The following is a 17,667-nucleotide window of genomic DNA, read 5'->3' on the forward strand; positions in this document are numbered from 1 at the left end:
ACCATGGATCTGCCGTTCGACCGCTGGCTGCCCGCACAGCGCTGGTACTCCGGTCGGGGACGGGAGATCGCGGAGGTCCGTCCCGTCGTGGTGGAGGCGCTGCGGTCCGATCTGGACCTGGTGCTGCTGGAGGTGGCCTACATCGACGGACCGACCGAGGACTACCAGGTGCTGGTCCGCTGGGATGCCGGCGCACCGGCGGCGCTGATCGGCACCGACGGGACGCGTGCGGGGTTCGACGCGCTGGCTGACCCGGAGGCCGCCGGTGCCTTGTTGTCGTTCATCGAGGCGTCCACGCAGATCGGGCCGGTCCGGTTCCTGCGCGAACCGGGAGCCGATCTCGGGCCCGGCGCCCCGGTCCGCGTGCTCGGCGGTGAACAGTCCAACACCAGTGTGGTCTTCGGTGACCGGACCATCTTCAAGGTGTTCCGCCGGGTCACCCCGGGGATCAATCCCGATATCGAGCTGACCCGGGCGCTGGCCGGTAACCCGTACGTCACGGCGCTCTACGGCTCGTATGAGATTGACTGGGGCGCAGAACAATACATGCTGGGCATGGCCAGCGCCTTCGCGCCCGACTCGGTGGACGGTTGGCAGTTGGCGATCACCGGCGCCGGTGACGACTTCGTCGAGGAGTCTCGCCGGCTCGGCGAGGCGGTGGGCTCGGTGCACCATGCCCTCGCCGAGACGCTCGGCCGCCGGGTCGGCGCGTTCCCGGCGCCGACCATGACCGAACGGTTACATGCGGTGGCGGCACGGGTACCCGAGCTGGCCGGTTACGTTCCCGCGATCGAGCGGAACTACCGCGAGGTGGCCGAGGAATCGTCGACCGAACACCGGATCCATGGCGATCTGCATCTCGGGCAGGTGCTGCACACCCCGCAGGGCTGGCTGGTGATCGACTTCGAGGGCGAACCCGGACAACCGCTGCAGGAGCGCCGGCGGCCGGATTCGCCGTTGCGTGACGTCGCGGGCATGTTGCGGTCCTACGACTACGCCGCGCACCAGCGGCAGCTGACGACCGGCGGAGACGCCGACGCGCAGCGGCGGTGGGCCGAGGACAACGGCACCGCCTTCTGCGCGGGCTACGCCGCGGCCGGTGACACGGACCCGCGGGCGGCCGCCGCCGTGCTGCGTGCCTACGAACTGGACAAGGCCGTCTACGAGGCCGGATACGAGGCGCGCTACCGGCCCGACTGGTTGCCCATTCCGCTTAATGCAGTCGGCCGTCTGTTGAGTGCCTAGCGAACCAGCCTGCGCAGCAGCGCCGCCGCCGTCAGCACCCCGAGCACCGCGGCCACCACGAGCACCGCGATGTCCAGGGCGGCGTTGGTGGGTGTGCCGATCAGCAGTCCGCGCAAGGCATTCACCTCGTAGCTCAGTGGATTGATCGCCGACAACCAGCGCAGCCATTGCGGCATCAACTCCACCGGGTAGAGCGCGTTGGAGGCGAAGAACAGCGGCATGGTGATGGCCTGCCCGATACCCATCAACCGGTCGCGGTTGCGGACCAGGCCGGCCAGCGACATCGACAGGCAGGCGAAGAACGCCGATCCGAGCAGCACCACGCCCATCGCCCCCAGGATCCGCAGCGGATTCGTCGTCATGTGCACGCCGAGTAGATAGGCCAGTGCGACGACACCGATCACCTGGACGACCGAACGGACGCCGGCGGCAAAGGCTTTCCCGGTGATGAGCGCGGTGGGCGGGGCTGGTGTCACCATCAGTTTGGCGAGGATGCCGGCATCGCGGTCCCAGATGATCTGGATGCCGTAGAAGATCGAGATGAACAGGGCGGACTGGGCGATGATGCCCGGCGCGAGGAACGCAAGGTAGGGCACGTCGCCGGTGTCGATCACGTCGAGCGCCGAGAAGGTCTGGCCGAAGATCAGCAGCCACAGCGCCGGTTGCACCAGCCGGGTGAACAGTTCGGTGCGGTCGTGACGCAGTTTCTGCAGCTCGACGAGCGCGAATGCGCCGATCCGGGTGCCGATTCCGGGGATCCGCCGCAATCCGCGGGGAGCCCGGATCAGGGTGGGGCCGATGTCATCCGACACGGCGGGCCGTCCGTCGTGCGGCGCGGACCTCGCGCAGTCCCGCGGGGGTGGCCGCGTCGAGATCGGAACCGGCGTGGTGGCGGAACACGTCCTCCAGGGTGGCGTGCGGACCGACGTCCCGCTTCAGGTCCGCCGGGGTGCCCTGCGCCCGCAGTTCGCCGTGGTGCATGAGCGCCACCCGGTCGCACAGCGCATCGGCCTCACCCATGTAGTGGGTGGTGAGCAGCACGGCCATGCCGAACTCGGCCTGCATGCGGTCGACCTGATCCCAGACGCCATCGCGCGCAATGGGATCCAACCCGACGGTGGGCTCGTCGAGCAGCAGCAGTGACGGCCGGTTGACCAGGGCCTGGGCGAGTTCCAGGCGCCGCACCATCCCGCCGGAATAGGTGCCCGCCGTCCTGTCGGCAACATCGCCGAGCTGCATCGAGCTCAGTGCCTGGGCGACCCGCTCGGCGCGTTCCCGGCGCGGTACGTCATAGAGCCGCGCGAACAATTCGACATTCTGCCGGCCGGTCAACGCGGCCTCGATGGAAAGCTGTTGCGGCACATAACCGATGTTGTACCGGATGTCCATTGTGTCGCACCGCGCGTCGAGTCCGAAGATCCGTACCTCGCCCTGCTGTACCGGGGTGAGGGTGGCCAGCACCCGGATCACGGTGGTCTTGCCCGCGCCGTTGGGGCCGAGCAGGCCCACCGTTTCACCGGCGGCCACCGTGAGGTCGAAACCGGACACGGCGGTGAACTTGCCGTAGCGGTGTGACAGGCCGCGGCAATCGACGGCCGGTGGCCGGCTCACTTCCGGTCCTCCTGCAGCAGCCGGGTCAGTTCGGCGATGACGGCCAACCCCTTTGTCAGATCCTCGATCTGGGTATCGTCGAGTGACTCCAGCGCGCCGGCCAGCGCCGCGCGTCTTTCGCGGCGGGATTGGTCGGCGATGTGCTGTGCGGCAGTGGTGAGACGCAGCCGTCCGACCCGCCGGTCGGCGCTGTCGACGGTCCGGTTCACCAGGTTCTCGGCGGCCAGCCGGGATACCAGCGTGGATGCGGTGTTGGCGGCCAGTCCGAGTTCGTGGGCCGCTTCGCGGACCGAGATATCGGGCCGGCGTCCGACGAGACGCAGCAGTTCGGCCTGGGACTGGGTCAGTCCGGTGCGATCGAACCCCCCTGCAGTGCAACGGCGCAGTTGTCGCCGGAACCGGCCGACCACGCCGAACAGTTCGCCGGCCAGATCGGTGCGGGTGTCCATCCCGAAATAATACCTCTGCTACAGATATATTGGCGGTGAGCGAAAGGACCGCCTGTGCTGCCCGAGTACCGAACGCTGCTGACCACCGTGCACGCCGGGGTGGCCACCGTCACGCTGAACCGACCCGAACGACGCAATGCCGTGGGCGACGGGATGCGTGCGGAACTGGCCGACGCGCTGACACGCTGCGATGTCACCGACGAGATCCGCGCGATCGTGCTGACCGGCACTGGGCCGGCCTTCTGTGCGGGGGCTGATCTGGGCGCCGGTGCCAACACGTTCAGCACGCCCGGCGACGGGTTCAGCGCGGCCGGCTTCGCGGTGCCGGTGTGGGCACTGAGCAAACCCGTGATCGCCGCGATCAACGGACATGCGATCGGCCTCGGCCTGACGCTGGCCCTGCAGTGCGATATCCGGTTCTTCGCCGCCGACGCCAGGTACGGCATCGTGCAGGTCCGTCGCGGCGTGGTGGGTGATGCCTATGCACACTGGGTGCTGCCCCGATTGGTAGGGATCGCGAATGCCGCCGAGATCCTTTTGACCGGAGCGACATTCGACGGTGACCGGGCCGTGGCGCTCGGCCTGGGGAGCCGGGTGTTGCCGGCCGAGGAGGTGTTGCCGACCGCACTGCAGGTCGCCCGCGATATCGCCGCGAACACCGCACCGATGTCGGTGGCGGCCAGCAAGCGGCTGTTGTGGGATTCGTTCGATCTCACCCGCGAGCAGGTCGGCACGCGCGAGACCGAGATCCACCTCAAGCTGATGGCCCACGAGGATGCCGCCGAAGGGGTGCGCGCGTACCTACAGCGTCGCGCTCCGCGATGGACCGGCCGGCCGGTGGACCCCACCCAGGACTGATCTACACGACCTCGACGCCACGGGCCCGCAGCAGCGCCACCGCCTCGGCCGTCGAATCGGCGGCCACCCCGGCGCACAGCGGCAGCAACACGCGGGTCTTCAATCCGGCCGCCACCGCGTCGAGGGCGGTGGCCCGCACGCAGTAATCGGTGGCGATACCCACCACGTCGACGCTGTTGACCCCGCGCTGGGCGAGCCAGTCCGTCAACGTCGTCCCGTCGGCATCGGTCCCCTCGAAACCGCTGTAGGCGGCCGAGAATTCGCCCTTGGTGAACACCGCCTGCACCGCTGCAGGATCGAGGTTCTCGTGGAAGTCCACGCCGGGGGTGCCCACCACACAGTGGCGGGGCCACGACACCCGGTAGTCGGGAGTATCGGAAAAATGCTCACCGGGGTCGATGTGGAAATCCATGGTGGCCACCACGTGGTCGTAGTCGTGGTCGGCCAGCATCTCGGTGATTCCCCGCGCCACGGCGGCGCCGCCGTCCACCGCCAGGGACCCGCCCTCGCAGAAGTCCTTCTGCACATCGACCACGATCAGCGCACGCATGGCTCAACCGTAGTCCTCAACCACCGAAGAGCAGGTACAGCCCGGTGAATGTGTAGCCGACCATCACCAGCATCATCGCGAGCTGCCCGGTCATCTGATGGCCCTTGGGCAGGACGCGCAGGGCGCGGTCGTGCGCGGCGATGACCCCGGCCACGTGGCCGAGGAGCACGAATCCGACCTTGATCGACGCCAGTACCGACGGATGCATGGACAGCAGGTAATACACCGGCGCGTCGGGGGATCCGATGAGTGCGTGAAAGGTCTGCTGGCCCTTCTCGACCAGATAGGTGAGGTAATGCGCGAAGGCGTAGCCGATGACGATGGGGATCAACGAATGTGCCATCAGGCCGGGGAGTGCCCGACGGCCCTCGCGGTCGACCCCGCCGGTCGCTGCGGCGGCCAGGCTGAAACTCGCCGCGACCGTCACCACGAAGACCAGCAGCCCCGCCGTCTTGAGCGCGGTGGCGTCCCACCCGCCCGTGGTGTGGGTGTCGACGAGGTTCCGCCACGCCGGGAGCGCCGAGAAGCTGTCGAACGCCGTCGATCCCAGCAGTACCGCCAGCACGGTCACGGTGCCGGGGCGGACCGGCAGCGACAGCAGATGGTGGAACGGATTACCGATCGCGATGCGGCCGTCGGCATTGCGGCGCCACGGCGCACACCGCGACGCGATCATGCTGTACACCTCGAACGGATCGGCATGCGCACACCAACGCGGCCCGACCACCACGGCGCCGGTGAGTGTCACCAGCAGGTAGATCAGTAGCCAGACCTTCACCGCGGTCAGCGATCCCGGGTCCGGGCTGGCCAGCTCCAGCCAGACGAAGGCGAACAGTCCCGCGGCGGCCGGCCAGTAGCCCAGCCGGCGGGGGTAACCGCGACCGCGGGTGATGCGCAGCAGGCGCGCGAGTGTGCGCACCGGCGACAGCACCCGCCACACCGGTCCGAGGAGCAGCGACAGCGCCACCAGGCCCACCCACAGCAGGACGTAGAAGACACCGGGCAGCGCATTGCCCGAATCCTGCGGTCCGGTCACTGCCGCTACGGCCACCCACGCGGTGAAGATCAGCCCCGCCGCGCCGACCAGCCACCGGGTCACCGGCGCGTCGACGGCGGCGGTCACCCAGCGCGGCAGCGGACGGCCGGGCGTGTCGGGATCGAAACGGGCTGTGCGCCAGGCCAACACCACCACCGCGAAGGTGGCGGTCAGCGTCCATGCCGCGCCGACGACCGCATAGGTGAACGGAATCGGCAGATCCGCCGAGCCACCCAGGCCGTGCGCGAGCACCGCTGTGGCGGTCACTGCACCGTGATGGTCGCGACGACGCGGTGCAGGCGGTGTAACTCGACGTCGACCTTGCCGGGCACCTCGACCTCGAACTGAAAGGACTGCAGCGGTCCGGGTTTCACCGTGAAGGTGTGTTCGGGGCTGGCGTGCACGTGCAATTCGTCGTCGGTGTCACTGGTGACCCGGATGATGATCGGCTGCCGCACCGCGGCCTGCATCTGTTGGTTGACCGGTGCCACCTTCCCGTCGGCGATGGTGACGTCGATGACCACCCGTTGCGGAGGCGCCTGCTGATCGGAGAGTGACGGCGCCGCGGTGATCGCGGGAGCGCCGGTCTGGGCGGCCGGCTGCTCGACGGGATCCGAGCAGCCCGCGCCGGCCAGGGTGGCTGCGGACAACACCACGAGCGTCGTGATCTGTTTCCTCAATCTGTGTCCTCGGTGAGATTTTCGTCGGCGGGATCGGGGCGGCGCCGGTCCCGGATGGCCACCCACGCCACCACGGCGGCGACCACCACCGCGGGAGCGAATGCGGGCAGCGCCAGCAGCAGAGAGTGGTCGGCCTGATAGGTCACGTCAGTGGAACGGGTTGCTTGGCCTGCGTACCGCTGTGGGCGCGCATCTCCCGGTCGTTGATCCGGCCGGCTCCCCAACTCAGCGCCGCGATCAGGATCAGTGAGCACACCAGGACCACGAACGAGGCCGCGGTGAACAACCAGCCCGGTACGTCCAGATTGCGTTCACGCTGCAGGATTTCGATCTCCTGGGTGAAGGCCCGGTTCATCGACGCCTCGGCGGGCAACTCGGTGGCGCCGATGCCCGGGTCGGCGGGCAGGAACACCGGCACTGCGGTCATGGTGCGGCCGTCCTGCACGCGCACGAGTGTTTTCCAGGTGCCCCACACCGGTATCGGCCGGGTGGTGCGGTAGTGACCGGGCCCGAGGCGGTCCAGCTTGTCCACGATCAGCCCGCGCTCGTTGTCCAGGCCGCCCTGCCAGGACAGCATCGAAACCCATTGGGGGTCAGCGCTGATCAGGTCGCTGGGGGTGATCCGGATGTCGGCGCCGACCAACCGCTGCCCGGCGGGGCCCGGCAACTCCGTCAGGGTGATCTGGGCGGTGGCGTTCACTGGCACCGAGATGTTCAGGCCGTTGCCGACCGCAGCGCCGATCGTCAGCACCGTCAGCACCACGATGCCGATGCTCGCGCCGCGCCGCGGCAACGGGCGCCCGGTGAGCACGGTGGCGAGCAGCCCACCGCACATGCCCATCAGGACGGCCACCGGCACCGAGGTGACCAGGGTTTCGACCCACATGGAGGCCGGCCACGGGTACATGAAGACCGCGTCGATCCAGAACGACTCCAGCCACAAGCCGACCGTGCCGATACCGGCGCCGGCAGCGGCACCGAACAGGATGGGTCGGCGCAGAAGCGGTGTGAGCGCCAGCAATTCGACGACCACGGCCGGGCCGAGGTACAGCGCGAACCAGCTGTAGGGAGCGCCGAGCACCGGGCCCACCGCGGCCGCGACGAGCCCGCGGATCAGCAGCGCGAACAGCACGGCAGCCAGCGCGGCGCCCTTTCCGAGGGTGATCCGGGCGGCCACCAGGGCCAACGCCGCGGCGGCCGCGATCAGCATCGGGTGCAGCACCAGCCGGAACTGCTCGATACCGAAGTCGTACTCGACGGGGAACACCGACATGCCGATGACCAGACCGCCGAAGGCGAAGTAGCGCAGGATCTTCCGTGGGGCGATATCGGCATCCGGGCCCATCGCGATGCGGCCCTCGTGCTCCAGGAGCAGCACGGCCACCAGAGAAAGGCCCGCGCCACCGATCAGCATCAGGTGCGTGGGTCCCCAGAGTGTGACGTCCTGGCCGAAGATGCGATGCCACACGTCGTCGAGCGGGAAACCGATGAGCGCGTACAGGCCGCATGCCGCCATCAGCACCCCGCCCACGGGCGCGTACCAGGTTCTGGTGATCTTCAACGCGGCCGGACCGGGCTTCTCGTAGGGCAGGATGATGGCCAACGAGCCGGCGATGAACAGCAGGAACAGCCCGACCAGGATGAAGTAGTGCGCCGGGTTGGCCAGTGGGCCGGAGTCGCGGCCCTTGCCGATGTGCAGGCTGACGTCCCAGATGAACCCGAACATCGCGCAGATGATGGTCGAGGTGAACAGCAGGGTCGGCAGCGCCACCCAGGGCGGCCGGTTCATCTTGGTGCCGACCTTGTTGGCGAGCGTGTCCAACCAGGTGATGCGGCGGGTGCGATGCAGGATGCCGATCCACAACAGCCCGGCGGTGATGATGCCGGTGGCGATCGAGACGCCGATGATCTGATCGAGGTCTGCCCCGCCCCCCTCGGTGCCGGCCTCGGCCACCAGCACGGTCCCTGCCGACAAGAACGACGTACCCACCATGTCCCACCCCGTTTCGACGCCCTGCGGCTTACTGGCCGGTAATGTTGCCAGAAACAGATACCCGATACCAGGGGTACCAGGCGCGGGGGATCGCCAGGCCGGTGAAGTTGGCCGGTCCGCAACCATGGCGGCGCGACGAAGTCGGCGCGGGTCCCCCCGGCGCTGCGCGGAAGCAGCGTTGCTGCAGAACGGACACTGGGCGCAGGACCGGTCCACGCCGCGACGGGGTGACCCCCGCATGCGTGCGGCCGACCGGTCCGGGCACAGCCGCGTTGCGCCCCCTAGTCGGTCGAACTATAGTCTGGACACATGTCCAGTATGCTTGCGCTGCAGTTCAGCGGATCGAGCTGACGTGCGCATAGCTCTTCTCTCCTATCGCAGTAAGACCCATTGCGGTGGTCAGGGTGTCTATGTCCGATACCTCTCTGCCGGTCTCGCCGAGCTCGGTCACGATGTCGAGGTGTTCTCCGGGCAGCCCTACCCGGAGGGCCTGGACCCGCGGGTCCGGCTGACGAAGGTGCCGAGTCTGGACCTCTATCGTGAGCCCGACCCGTTCCGGGTTCCGCATCCGCGCGAGATCAGGGACCGGATCGACCTCCTCGAGCTGGCCACCATGTGGACGGCCGGGTTCCCGGAGCCCAAGACGTTCTGCCTGCGGGTCGCGCGCATCATGGCCGAACGTGGCGAGGAATTCGACATCGTCCATGACAACCAGAGCCTGGGATCGGCGCTGCTGACGATCGCCAGGCGCGGACTGCCGGTGGTCGCCACCGTGCATCACCCCATCACCCGGGACCGCGTGCTGGAGGTGGCCGCGGCCACCTGGTGGCGCAAGCCGCTGGTGCGGCGCTGGTACGCGTTCGCCGAGACGCAGAAGAAAGTGGCCCGGGCGCTCCCGGACCTGTTGACGGTCTCGTCGACGTCCGGCGCCGATATCGCCGAGGACTTCGGGGTGCGCGACGACCAGCTGCATGTGGTCCCGCTCGGGGTGGACACCGAACTGTTCAAGCCTGCCGCACAGCGGGTGCCGGGTCGCATCATCGCGATCGCCAGCGCCGATGTGCCGCTCAAGGGTGTCGGCAACCTGCTGCAGGCGGTGGCGCGTCTGCGGGCCCACCACAATCTGGATGTGCAGCTGGTGTCCAAGCTGGAACCCAACGGCCCGACCGAGAAGCTGATCGCCGAACTCGGCATCTCCGATATCGTCAACGTCTCCAGTGGATTGTCCGACGAGGCGCTCGCCGATCTGCTCGCCTCAGCCGAAATTGCCTGCATTCCTTCGCTTTACGAGGGCTTCTCATTGCCCGCGGTGGAGGCGATGGCCAGCGGCACGCCCATCGTGGCGAGCAGAGCCGGGGCGCTGCCGGAGGTGCTCGGCGAAGAGGGTGAATGCGCCAGGTTGGTGCGTCCCGCAGATGTCGACGAGTTGACCGGTGTGCTCGGACAGCTGCTGGACTCGCCGACCGAACGGCACCGGCTCGGCGCCGCCGGGCGTCGCCGCGCGCTCGACGTCTTCAGTTGGGAATCCGTTGCGGCACAGACTGTTACCGTGTACGAGCGGGCGATCGAGAGAACCGCGGAAAATGCGAGGAAAGGGCGGACAGCGTGCTGACCGTTGACTACGACCGGCTCGGCGTCGGGCCCGGGACATCGGTCATCGATGTGGGTTGTGGTGCCGGCCGGCACTCCTTCGAGGCCTACCGGCGTGGTGCCGACGTCATCGCCTTCGACCAGAGCGTCGAGGATCTCAACGATGTCGATGCCATCCTGACCGCGATGAAGGAGCAGGGTGAAGCCCCGGCCTCGGCCCGCGCCGAAGTGGTCAAGGGTGATGCTCTTGCCCTCCCTTATGCCGACGACAGTTTCGACTGTGTGATCGCATCGGAGATCCTCGAGCATGTTCCCGCGGATGACGCGGCGATCGGCGAGCTGGTCCGGGTGCTCAAACCCGGCGGCGCTCTTGCTGTTACGGTGCCTCGCTGGCTGCCGGAGAAGGTGTGCTGGTTGCTCTCGGACGAATACCACGCCAACGAGGGCGGGCACATCCGCATCTACCGTGCCGATGAACTGCGCGACAAGATCGTGAGCCGTGGCCTGCGATTCACGCATCGCGAGCACGCGCATTCGCTGCATGCGCCGTTCTGGTGGCTCAAGTGCGCGGTCGGCGTGGACAAGCCGGACCATCCGGCGGTGACCGCGTATCACAAGCTACTGGTGTGGGACATGATGAGCCGGCCCTGGGTGACACGTCAGGCGGAGGCCGCGCTGAACCCGTTGATCGGGAAGAGCGTGGCCCTCTATTTCACGAAGCCGGCCGCGTAGGACGCTATGCGCCGCCACGAGATTCCGGGTGTACCAGGTGTATTGACCCCTCAGCAGTGTGTGCAGACTGCGCAGTCCATCGCCGACACCCAGGAATCCGATGGCGCCATCCCGTGGTCGGTCGGAGGCCACACCGATCCGTGGGACCACGTCGAGAACCTGATGGCATTGACCGCCGCGGGACTGCTGGAGCCGGCCCGCGCCGGATTCGACTGGTGCCGCAACACGCAGCGGGCGGACGGTTCCTGGCCCATCCAGACGCGTAACGGTGTCATCGAGGATGCCAATACCGACAGCAACTTCTGTGCCTATATCGCGACGGGGGTGTGGCACCACGTGCTCATCACCGGGGATAGGCGGTTCGCGGCACAGATGTGGCCGACGGTCAGCCGGGCAATCGAGCTCGTGCTCAGCATGCAGCTGGCCGACGGTCAGATCAGTTGGGCCAGAAGCGATGCCGGGATGATGGACGACGCGCTGCTCACCGGATGCGCGAGCATCTACCACAGCATCCGATGCGGTCTGGCATTGGCGAACTATCTCGACGATCCGCAGCCGGAATGGGAAGTAGCGGTTGGCCAGCTCGGACATGCGATTGCTGAGCATCCGGAACTGTTCAACGCCAAGGACACTCATGCGATGGAGTGGTACTACCCGGTGCTCACCGGTGCCGTCCAGGGTGCGGCGGCCCATGCCCGCATCGCGTCACGCTGGGATGAATTCGTGGTTCCGGGCCTGGGTATCCGCTGTGTCGATCATCGGCCGTGGGTGACCGGTGCGGAGACCTGCGAGCTGGTGATGGCCTTGGATGCGGTCGGCGACCGTACCCGTGCGCTGGAGCAGTTCACCGCCATGCAGCACCTGCGTGAGTCGGATGGATCCTATTGGACTGGGCTGGTTTTCACCGATGGCAAGCGTTGGCCGGTGGAGCGCACCACCTGGACCGGTGCGGCGATGATCCTGGCCGCCGATGCGCTGTCCCGGACCACCCCGGCCGGCAGCATCTTCCACGGTGTCGACTTGCCGCGCGGTCTGGAAGGCGAGTTCGACTGCGCGTGTGACCGGGTCTAGACGCGTTCCAGCAGGCGCAGTGAACCGGTCGCCGAGATCTCCTTGAAGTCTCCGGAATCGACTGCGCGGCGGTAGATGTGGAATGGAGCCTGGCCACCGTCGTTCGGGTCGGGGAAGACGTCGTGGATGACCAGTCCGCCACCGGGCGCGACCCATTTGGCCCAGCCGTCGTAGTCACGCTGGGCGGCCTCTTCGGTGTGGCCGCCATCGATGAACAGGAACTGCACCGGGGTGCCCCATACCCGGGCGACGGTGGGGGACTTGCCGACGATCGCCACCACGTGGTCCTCCAGACCGGCCAGGTCCAGGGTGTGGCGCATGGTGGGCAGGGTGTCGAAGCGCTTGGTGACCGGATCGACGAGACCGCTGTCGTGGTACTCCCAGCCCGGCTGGTGTTCCTCGGAGCCGTGATGGTGATCGACGGTGAAGATGACGCCGTCGACCTGTGCCGCGGCCGCGCCCAATAGCACGGTGGACTTACCGCAGTAGGTGCCGATCTCGACCCCGACGCCCCCGGCCAGATAGTGCACTGCGGCGTCGTAGAGCGCGCGGCCCTCGTCGGCGGGCATGAAGCCGATGACCTGCTCGGCGAACTCGAACAGACGGGCGGCGTCGGCGGGCAGAGTGGTGTCGGCGGTGCTCATGGCAGCTAAACCTACCGTTGCTGGTACTGAGGGGTTGCAGTAGTGTCTGGACACGTGTCCGATACGGCCCTGGAGTCGACGCGCCGTCGGTTGAGCGCCAAGCAGGCCGATACCGTGGACCGGCTGGGCAAGGCTGCGCTCGATCTGCTGGGCCGCGAGGGTTTCTCGGCACTGACCGTGCGGCGGGTGGCCGCGCAGGCCGGTGTCGGAGCCGCCACCGCCTACACCTACTTCTCCTCCAAGGAACACCTCGTCGCCGAGGTGTTCTGGCGCAGGCTCGTCGAGTCGCCGCTGGCCGAACACGAGTCGCCGGATCCGGCGACCCGCGTGCTCGAGGTGCTGGAGCAGATCTCGTCGCTGGTGGCCGGTGAACCCGAGTTCGCGGGTGCGGTGACCAACGCGCTGCTCGGCAAGGACCCCGACGTGGACGTGCTGCGCGGGCGCATCGGCGCGGATATCCGGGCTCGCCTGGTCGCGGCGCTGGGGGCGGCGGTGGATCCCGATGTCATCGAGGCGCTCGAACTGCTCTACACCGGCACGCTGGTGTGGGCCGGGATGGGATATGAGGCCTACCCCGAGATTTCCCTGCGGTTGCTCAAATCGGCGCGGCTGATCCTGCGCTGAGCAATGCCTCGGCGGCGAGCACCGCGGGCTCCAGGATGGATTCGGCGGGCAACTCGTCTTCCACCGTGAGCGCCGTCAGCTCCCGCAGCCCGCCGAGCAGGACGACGGCGAGTTCCCGGCGGACCGGGGCCAGCTCGGCACGCCGGAAGCCCGGACTGTCGGACAGGTCGATGAGCAGATCGGTGAGATCGCTCATGGCCGCTCGTTGAATGGACCGCACGGTGGTGCCGAGCGCGGGCAGTTCCCGGATCCAGCTCAGCGTGATCCCCGGACGCGCGCCGATATGGTCGACATAGGCGGTGGCGGCCTGTCGCACCTGCTCCCGCCAATCCGATTCGGGGTTCACGGCGGTCCGGATCGCCAGCAGCAATTGTTCGTGGTCGGCTCGTAGCAGCTCGACGAAACACTCTTCCTTGTCGGTGAATTCGCTGTAGAACGTGCGCTTGGAGGTCCGGGCGTGCCGCACGATATCGGCCACCGTGGTGGCGCGGTAGCCGTGCTCGGCGATGGACGACGCCAGACCGTCGAACAGGCGGGTGCGAAAGGGCCGGCTTTCGTGCATCGCGTCATCCTTGCCGATAACCCTTGCCTACCGGTGGTACCGCGGAGTACCGTACCTGCATACCCTGCGGTACAGCGCAGTACCAATACCCGGTCTGGAGTGCGTCCCATGAGCGAAGCGACCATCACCGAAGTTCCCGCCGTGCGCCTTCCACCGGGCCCGACCGTCAGCCGGGCGCTGATGGGCATCGGGTTCGCGCTGTTCCGCCGCCCCGTGGTGGCGCGGCTGGCCGACAAGTACGGGTCGGCATTCACCATGGCGCTACCGGTCTTCGGGCCCACCGTGATCGTCACCGATTCGCAGCTGGCCAAGCAGCTGTTCACCGCCAGCCCCGACGACGTGGGCAACATCCAGCCGAACCTGTCCAGGATCCTCGGGCCCGGCTCGGTATTCGCGCTCGACCGCGGGGAACACAAGCGACGGCGCCGGCTGCTCACACCGCCCTTCCACGGAAAGAGCATCAAGAACTACGAGCGGATCTTCGAGGAAGAGACGCTCCGCGAATCCGCGAATTGGCCGGTCGGTCAGGAGTTCGCGACGCTGGAGCCGATGATGCGGATCACCCTGAACGCGATCCTGCGGGCGGTGTTCGGCGCTGACGGCGCACACCTGGACGAGCTGCGCAGGATCATCCCCCCGTGGGTGACGTTGGGTTCCCGCTGCGCGACATTGCCCACCCCCAAGCGGGAATACGGTCGGTGGCACCCATGGGGCCGACTGGCCGACTACCGCCGCCGCTATGACGACGTCGTGGGCCGATTGATCGACGACGTGGCCGCCGATCCCGGGCTCGACGAACGTGACGACGTGCTGGCGTTGCTGCTGCGCAGTACCTACGAGGACGGCTCGGCGATGTCACGCCAGGACATCGCCGACGAATTGCTGACCCTGCTCGCCGCCGGGCACGAGACCACGGCGTCAACCATGGGTTGGGTGTTCGAGCGGATCAGCCGCCATCCCGAGGTGCTGGCCAGGCTGGTCGAGGAAGCTGCTGGTGACGACAACGAGTACCGCCAGGCCGTCATCCTGGAGACCCAGCGTGTCAGGACCGTCATCGACTTCTCCGGCAGGCACGTCTACGCGCCGACCTTCGAACTCGGTGAATGGGTGATCCCGCAGGGGCATTCCATCGTCGTCAGCCTGTCCCAGCTGCACGAGCGTGAATTCGACGATGCCGCACGGTTCGACCCGCAACGGTTCGTCGGCAACCGCCCGCCGTTGGCCTGGGTGCCCTACGGTGGCGGAACCCGCCGGTGCGTCGGCGCGGTGTTCGCGAACGTCGAGATGGACATCGTGCTGCGGACGGTGCTGCGGCACTTCACCATCGCCACCACCACCGCGCCGGGGGAGAAGGTGCACTCGCGAGGAGTGGCCTTCACGCCCAAGCGCGGCGGCCGGGTGGTGCTGCACCGGCGCTAGGCCGGTGCCTACCTAGACCTCGGCGCGCTTGGGGAGCTTCCAGCCCGGGCGCGGGAAGTGGCAGGTGTACCCGGTGGGATAGCGCACCAGATAGTCCTGATGCTCGGGCTCGGCCTCCCAGAAGGGAGCTTCGGGTACGACCTCGGTGACGACCTTGCCGGGCCACAGACCGGATGCGTCGACATCGGCGATGGTGTCCAGCGCCACCGCCTTCTGATCCTCATCGACGTAGAAGATCGCCGAACGGTAGCTGGATCCGACATCGTTGCCCTGACGGTTCTTGGTGGACGGATCGTGGATCTGGAAGAAGAACTCCAACAACGACCGGTAGTCGGTCTGGGTCGGATCGAACAGGATCTCGATGGCCTCCGCGTGACCGGGGTGGTTGCGGTAGGTGGCATGGTCGTTCTGCCCGCCGGTGTAGCCCACCCGGGTGGAGACCACACCGGGCTGCTTGCGGATCAGGTCCTGCATACCCCAGAAGCAGCCGCCGGCCAGGATCGCCTTCTGGTTGTCGCTCATGCGCCATCACTCCTTCAGCAGTCACATAGTCGGTCAGCATCCATTGTGCTCCGCCGCTACGGTGGAGCCCATGCGTAGAGCTGTAACCGCAGCACACGCCGGGTTAATCCTGGTCGGCGGATTTCTGACCACCGCGGTGCCGTCGGCCTCCGCCGATCCGCCGGTACCCCCCGTCGACACCCCACCCGAGGTACCCGCCGACCAGTGGCGCACGGTGTTCGCCGGGAATCCGATGATCCTCAATCCGCATGTCACCGCGGTCGAGTCGTGGTCGCGCACCGGCGACGGGCTGTCCGTCAACTTCACCGCGGGGCCCGCGGAATGCTTCGGCGTGCACGCCACTGTGCAGGAGACCGCCGAGGATGTCATGGTCAATCTCGACGGTGGTGTGCCGCCGGAGGCCATCGGGCGGATGTGCATCACGCTCGCCGTGCCGGGCACGCTGGACATCGCGCTGGACGAACCGCTCGGTGACCGAGTGGTACTGGCCGCGGGTTCGACCCTCGACAAACCCAGGTAGAACGTGTTCTAGTTTGTGTCGTGACGAGCAGGCTGTTCACCCGGGATGAATTGGCAGATGCATTCGCGACATTCGAGCAGACGGTCGCCGAGGCGGCCCGCACCCGGAACTGGGATCCCTGGGTGGACCAGTACACCGTCGATGTCGAATATGTGGAGCACGCGGCGGGCACGATGCACGGCCGCGACGAGGTGCGTCCGTGGATCTGGAAGACCATGGAGAGCTTCCCCGGAAATCACATGACGGCGTTCCCGGCGCTGTGGACGGTCATCGACGAATCCACGTCGCGGGTGATCTGTGAGCTCGACAACCCGATGCGCGATCCCGGCGACGGCACCATCATCAGCGCCACCAACATATCGATCCTCACCTACGCCGGTGACGGGCTCTGGCGGCGGCAGGAGGACGTTTACAACCCGTTGAGGTTCCTGTCCGCGGCGATGAAATGGTGCAAGAAGGCGCAGGAACTCGGCACACTCGACGACGAAGCGGCGGAGTGGATGAAGGGCATGGCCCGATGAGGGCCCTCGTCGTAGGCGCCAACGGTTACCTCGGTTCGCACGTGGTGCGCCAGTTGGTGGCCGATGGGCAAGACGTCCGGGTGATGGTGCGTGAGGGCGCCAACACCATCGGCATCGACGATCTCGACGTGCAGCGCTTCATCGGCGATATCTGGGACGACGAGGTACTGACCGCGGCGATGACCGGCGTCGATGTCATCTACTACTGCGTGGTGGACACCCGCGGTTGGCTGCGCGATCCGGCACCGCTGTTCCACACCAATGTCGAGGGCACCCGGCACGTGCTGGACATCGCGGTACGCCCCGAGATCCTTTCGGGTCTAAAGAAATTTGTCTTCACCAGCAGCTACGCCACCGTGGGCCGCCGGCGCGGCCGGGTGTCCACCGAGGAGGACATCGCCGACGAGCGGAAGCTGACACCCTACGTGCGGTCCCGCGTGCAGGCCGAGAAGATGGTGTTGCAGTACGCACGGGAACGTGGCCTGCCGGCAGTCGCGATGTGCGTGTCGACCACCTACGGCGGCACCGATTGGGGCCGTACTCCGCACGGCGCGATCATCGCCGGCGCCGCCTTCGGCAAGCTGCCATTCGTGATGCGTGGTATCGAACTGGAAGCGGTGGGTGTCAACGATGCCGCCCGGGCGCTGATCCTGGCCGCCGAGAAGGGACGGGTGGGGCAGCGATACCTGATCTCGGACAAGATGATCAGCAACGCCGAGGTGGCCCGCATCGCGGCCGAGACGGCCGGTGTTCCGGCGCCGGCCCGGTCGATACCCTTACCGGTGACCTACCTGCTCGCCGCGATGGGCACGATCAAGGGACGGCTGCGCCGCACGGACGAGCGGCTGTCCCTGGCGTCACTGCGGCTGATGCGCGCGGAAGCGCCGGTCGATCACGGCAAGGCGATGCGCGAACTCGGTTGGCACCCAACCCCGGTCGAAGAGAGCATTCGAGAGGCGGCCCGGTTCTGGGTGGGGCTGCGCAAGTCCAAACGCAAAACCGTGGGCTGAACACCACGCCCCGCGGCGTTCAACGACCGG

General features: G+C 67.5%; 21 protein-coding genes. 10 read left to right on the top strand and 11 right to left on the bottom strand.

Features of this window, described 5'->3' with window-relative positions:
* Positions 1-3 precede the first annotated feature (3 nt).
* A complete protein-coding gene (locus A7U43_RS04405) occupies positions 4-1,245 on the top strand; it encodes a maltokinase N-terminal cap-like domain-containing protein (RefSeq protein WP_068001883.1) in 1,242 nt (413 codons plus the stop codon).
* Here the strand turns inward: A7U43_RS04405 and A7U43_RS04410 are convergent.
* The 3 genes from A7U43_RS04410 to A7U43_RS04420 are packed head-to-tail and all read right to left on the bottom strand — an operon-like array spanning position 1,242 to position 3,305.
* Positions 1,242-2,045 carry an ABC transporter permease gene (locus tag A7U43_RS04410; RefSeq protein ID WP_068001886.1) on the bottom strand — a complete coding sequence of 268 codons (804 nt, stop codon included), beginning with the start codon at positions 2,043-2,045 and terminating at the stop codon, positions 1,242-1,244. The two genes, A7U43_RS04405 and A7U43_RS04410, sit on opposite strands and share 4 nt — an antisense overlap.
* A 1-nt stretch (position 2,046) precedes the next feature.
* A complete protein-coding gene (locus A7U43_RS04415; RefSeq protein WP_067991566.1) occupies positions 2,047-2,856 on the bottom strand; it encodes an ATP-binding cassette domain-containing protein in 810 nt (269 codons plus the stop codon).
* Complete coding sequence (locus A7U43_RS04420) at positions 2,853-3,305, bottom strand: MarR family winged helix-turn-helix transcriptional regulator (protein ID WP_067991570.1); 453 nt, start codon at positions 3,303-3,305, stop codon at positions 2,853-2,855. The genes A7U43_RS04415 and A7U43_RS04420 overlap by 4 nt, the downstream gene beginning before the upstream one ends.
* A gap of 54 nt (positions 3,306-3,359) precedes the next feature.
* On the opposite strand from A7U43_RS04420, the gene A7U43_RS04425 reads away from it, so the two are divergent.
* Positions 3,360-4,163, top strand: coding sequence for an enoyl-CoA hydratase/isomerase family protein (locus tag A7U43_RS04425; RefSeq protein WP_067991573.1), 804 nt, complete (start codon positions 3,360-3,362; stop codon positions 4,161-4,163).
* Position 4,164: 1 nt separating this feature from the next.
* Here A7U43_RS04425 and A7U43_RS04430 read toward each other — a convergent pair whose 3' ends face one another.
* From A7U43_RS04430 to A7U43_RS04445, 5 genes are read right to left on the bottom strand one after another with little or no spacing between them, the layout of a single operon-like run.
* Positions 4,165-4,713, bottom strand: a complete 549-nt coding sequence (locus tag A7U43_RS04430; protein WP_067991576.1) for an isochorismatase family protein — start codon at positions 4,711-4,713, stop codon at positions 4,165-4,167.
* A 16-nt stretch (positions 4,714-4,729) separates the two neighbouring features.
* Positions 4,730-6,016 (bottom strand): hypothetical protein, encoded by a 1,287-nt coding sequence (locus tag A7U43_RS04435; RefSeq protein WP_067991579.1) that lies wholly within the window; start codon positions 6,014-6,016, stop codon positions 4,730-4,732.
* The gene (locus A7U43_RS04440) at positions 6,013-6,429 is read right to left on the bottom strand and encodes a hypothetical protein (protein WP_067991581.1); all 417 of its coding nucleotides are present in this window, start codon (positions 6,427-6,429) and stop codon (positions 6,013-6,015) included. Before A7U43_RS04440 ends, A7U43_RS04435 begins: the two co-directional genes overlap by 4 nt.
* Complete coding sequence (locus A7U43_RS30015) at positions 6,426-6,575, bottom strand: hypothetical protein (protein ID WP_197499962.1); 150 nt, start codon at positions 6,573-6,575, stop codon at positions 6,426-6,428. The genes A7U43_RS04440 and A7U43_RS30015 overlap by 4 nt, the downstream gene beginning before the upstream one ends.
* The gene (locus A7U43_RS04445) at positions 6,572-8,422 is read right to left on the bottom strand and encodes a hypothetical protein (RefSeq protein ID WP_067991585.1); all 1,851 of its coding nucleotides are present in this window, start codon (positions 8,420-8,422) and stop codon (positions 6,572-6,574) included. The genes A7U43_RS30015 and A7U43_RS04445 overlap by 4 nt, the downstream gene beginning before the upstream one ends.
* Positions 8,423-8,774: 352 nt before the next feature.
* On the opposite strand from A7U43_RS04445, the gene A7U43_RS04450 reads away from it, so the two are divergent.
* The 3 genes from A7U43_RS04450 to A7U43_RS04460 are packed head-to-tail and all read left to right on the top strand — an operon-like array spanning position 8,775 to position 11,815.
* Positions 8,775-10,034, top strand: coding sequence for a glycosyltransferase family 4 protein (locus tag A7U43_RS04450; RefSeq protein ID WP_067991588.1), 1,260 nt, complete (start codon positions 8,775-8,777; stop codon positions 10,032-10,034).
* Positions 10,028-10,744 carry a class I SAM-dependent methyltransferase gene (locus tag A7U43_RS04455; RefSeq protein WP_067991591.1) on the top strand — a complete coding sequence of 239 codons (717 nt, stop codon included), beginning with the start codon at positions 10,028-10,030 and terminating at the stop codon, positions 10,742-10,744. Before A7U43_RS04450 ends, A7U43_RS04455 begins: the two co-directional genes overlap by 7 nt.
* A gap of 6 nt (positions 10,745-10,750) precedes the next feature.
* The gene (locus A7U43_RS04460; RefSeq protein WP_067991593.1) at positions 10,751-11,815 is read left to right on the top strand and encodes a prenyltransferase; all 1,065 of its coding nucleotides are present in this window, start codon (positions 10,751-10,753) and stop codon (positions 11,813-11,815) included.
* Here the strand turns inward: A7U43_RS04460 and A7U43_RS04465 are convergent.
* Complete coding sequence (locus A7U43_RS04465) at positions 11,812-12,459, bottom strand: class I SAM-dependent methyltransferase (protein WP_067991595.1); 648 nt, start codon at positions 12,457-12,459, stop codon at positions 11,812-11,814. The two genes, A7U43_RS04460 and A7U43_RS04465, sit on opposite strands and share 4 nt — an antisense overlap.
* Positions 12,460-12,513: 54 nt before the next feature.
* Between A7U43_RS04465 and A7U43_RS04470 the strand changes: the two genes are divergently transcribed.
* Positions 12,514-13,083, top strand: coding sequence for a TetR/AcrR family transcriptional regulator (locus tag A7U43_RS04470; protein ID WP_067991598.1), 570 nt, complete (start codon positions 12,514-12,516; stop codon positions 13,081-13,083).
* Here the strand turns inward: A7U43_RS04470 and A7U43_RS04475 are convergent.
* On the bottom strand, positions 13,055-13,645 hold the full coding sequence (locus A7U43_RS04475) for a TetR/AcrR family transcriptional regulator (protein ID WP_067991600.1): 591 nt from the start codon (positions 13,643-13,645) through the stop codon (positions 13,055-13,057). The genes A7U43_RS04470 and A7U43_RS04475 overlap by 29 nt on opposite strands.
* Before the next feature lie 108 nt (positions 13,646-13,753).
* Between A7U43_RS04475 and A7U43_RS04480 the strand changes: the two genes are divergently transcribed.
* Positions 13,754-15,064 carry a cytochrome P450 gene (locus tag A7U43_RS04480; protein WP_067991603.1) on the top strand — a complete coding sequence of 437 codons (1,311 nt, stop codon included), beginning with the start codon at positions 13,754-13,756 and terminating at the stop codon, positions 15,062-15,064.
* Positions 15,065-15,076: 12 nt separating this feature from the next.
* On the opposite strand, the gene msrA is transcribed toward A7U43_RS04480, so the two are convergent.
* Positions 15,077-15,586, bottom strand: coding sequence for a peptide-methionine (S)-S-oxide reductase MsrA (gene msrA, locus A7U43_RS04485; RefSeq protein WP_067991604.1), 510 nt, complete (start codon positions 15,584-15,586; stop codon positions 15,077-15,079).
* A 70-nt stretch (positions 15,587-15,656) separates the two neighbouring features.
* On the opposite strand from msrA, the gene A7U43_RS04490 reads away from it, so the two are divergent.
* From A7U43_RS04490 to A7U43_RS04500, 3 genes are read left to right on the top strand one after another with little or no spacing between them, the layout of a single operon-like run.
* Positions 15,657-16,106 (top strand): hypothetical protein, encoded by a 450-nt coding sequence (locus tag A7U43_RS04490; RefSeq protein WP_068001889.1) that lies wholly within the window; start codon positions 15,657-15,659, stop codon positions 16,104-16,106.
* A 20-nt stretch (positions 16,107-16,126) separates the two neighbouring features.
* The gene (locus A7U43_RS04495; RefSeq protein ID WP_067991607.1) at positions 16,127-16,627 is read left to right on the top strand and encodes a nuclear transport factor 2 family protein; all 501 of its coding nucleotides are present in this window, start codon (positions 16,127-16,129) and stop codon (positions 16,625-16,627) included.
* Positions 16,624-17,637: an NAD-dependent epimerase/dehydratase family protein gene (locus tag A7U43_RS04500; protein WP_067991610.1), complete on the top strand. Its 1,014-nt coding sequence runs from the start codon at positions 16,624-16,626 to the stop codon at positions 17,635-17,637. Before A7U43_RS04495 ends, A7U43_RS04500 begins: the two co-directional genes overlap by 4 nt.
* Positions 17,638-17,667: the final 30 nt, after the last annotated feature.

The sequence above is a fragment of the Mycobacterium adipatum genome (assembly GCF_001644575.1).
Taxonomy (GTDB): domain Bacteria; phylum Actinomycetota; class Actinomycetes; order Mycobacteriales; family Mycobacteriaceae; genus Mycobacterium; species Mycobacterium adipatum.

Excerpts from the sequence above, each read along its gene's own strand:
- A7U43_RS04405 (WP_068001883.1), top strand. The coding sequence starts at position 4 with ATGGATCTGCCGTTCGACCGCTGGCTGCCCGCACAGCGCTGGTACTCC.
- A7U43_RS04420 (WP_067991570.1), bottom strand. The coding sequence starts at position 3,305 with ATGGACACCCGCACCGATCTGGCCGGCGAACTGTTCGGCGTGGTCGGC.
- A7U43_RS04430 (WP_067991576.1), bottom strand. The coding sequence starts at position 4,713 with ATGCGTGCGCTGATCGTGGTCGATGTGCAGAAGGACTTCTGCGAGGGC.
- A7U43_RS04445 (WP_067991585.1), bottom strand. The coding sequence starts at position 8,422 with ATGGTGGGTACGTCGTTCTTGTCGGCAGGGACCGTGCTGGTGGCCGAG.
- A7U43_RS04460 (WP_067991593.1), top strand. The coding sequence starts at position 10,751 with ATGCGCCGCCACGAGATTCCGGGTGTACCAGGTGTATTGACCCCTCAG.
- A7U43_RS04465 (WP_067991595.1), bottom strand. The coding sequence starts at position 12,459 with ATGAGCACCGCCGACACCACTCTGCCCGCCGACGCCGCCCGTCTGTTC.
- A7U43_RS04475 (WP_067991600.1), bottom strand. The coding sequence starts at position 13,645 with ATGCACGAAAGCCGGCCCTTTCGCACCCGCCTGTTCGACGGTCTGGCG.
- A7U43_RS04480 (WP_067991603.1), top strand. The coding sequence starts at position 13,754 with ATGAGCGAAGCGACCATCACCGAAGTTCCCGCCGTGCGCCTTCCACCG.
- msrA (WP_067991604.1), bottom strand. The coding sequence starts at position 15,586 with ATGAGCGACAACCAGAAGGCGATCCTGGCCGGCGGCTGCTTCTGGGGT.
- A7U43_RS04490 (WP_068001889.1), top strand. The coding sequence starts at position 15,657 with ATGCGTAGAGCTGTAACCGCAGCACACGCCGGGTTAATCCTGGTCGGC.
- A7U43_RS04500 (WP_067991610.1), top strand. The coding sequence starts at position 16,624 with ATGAGGGCCCTCGTCGTAGGCGCCAACGGTTACCTCGGTTCGCACGTG.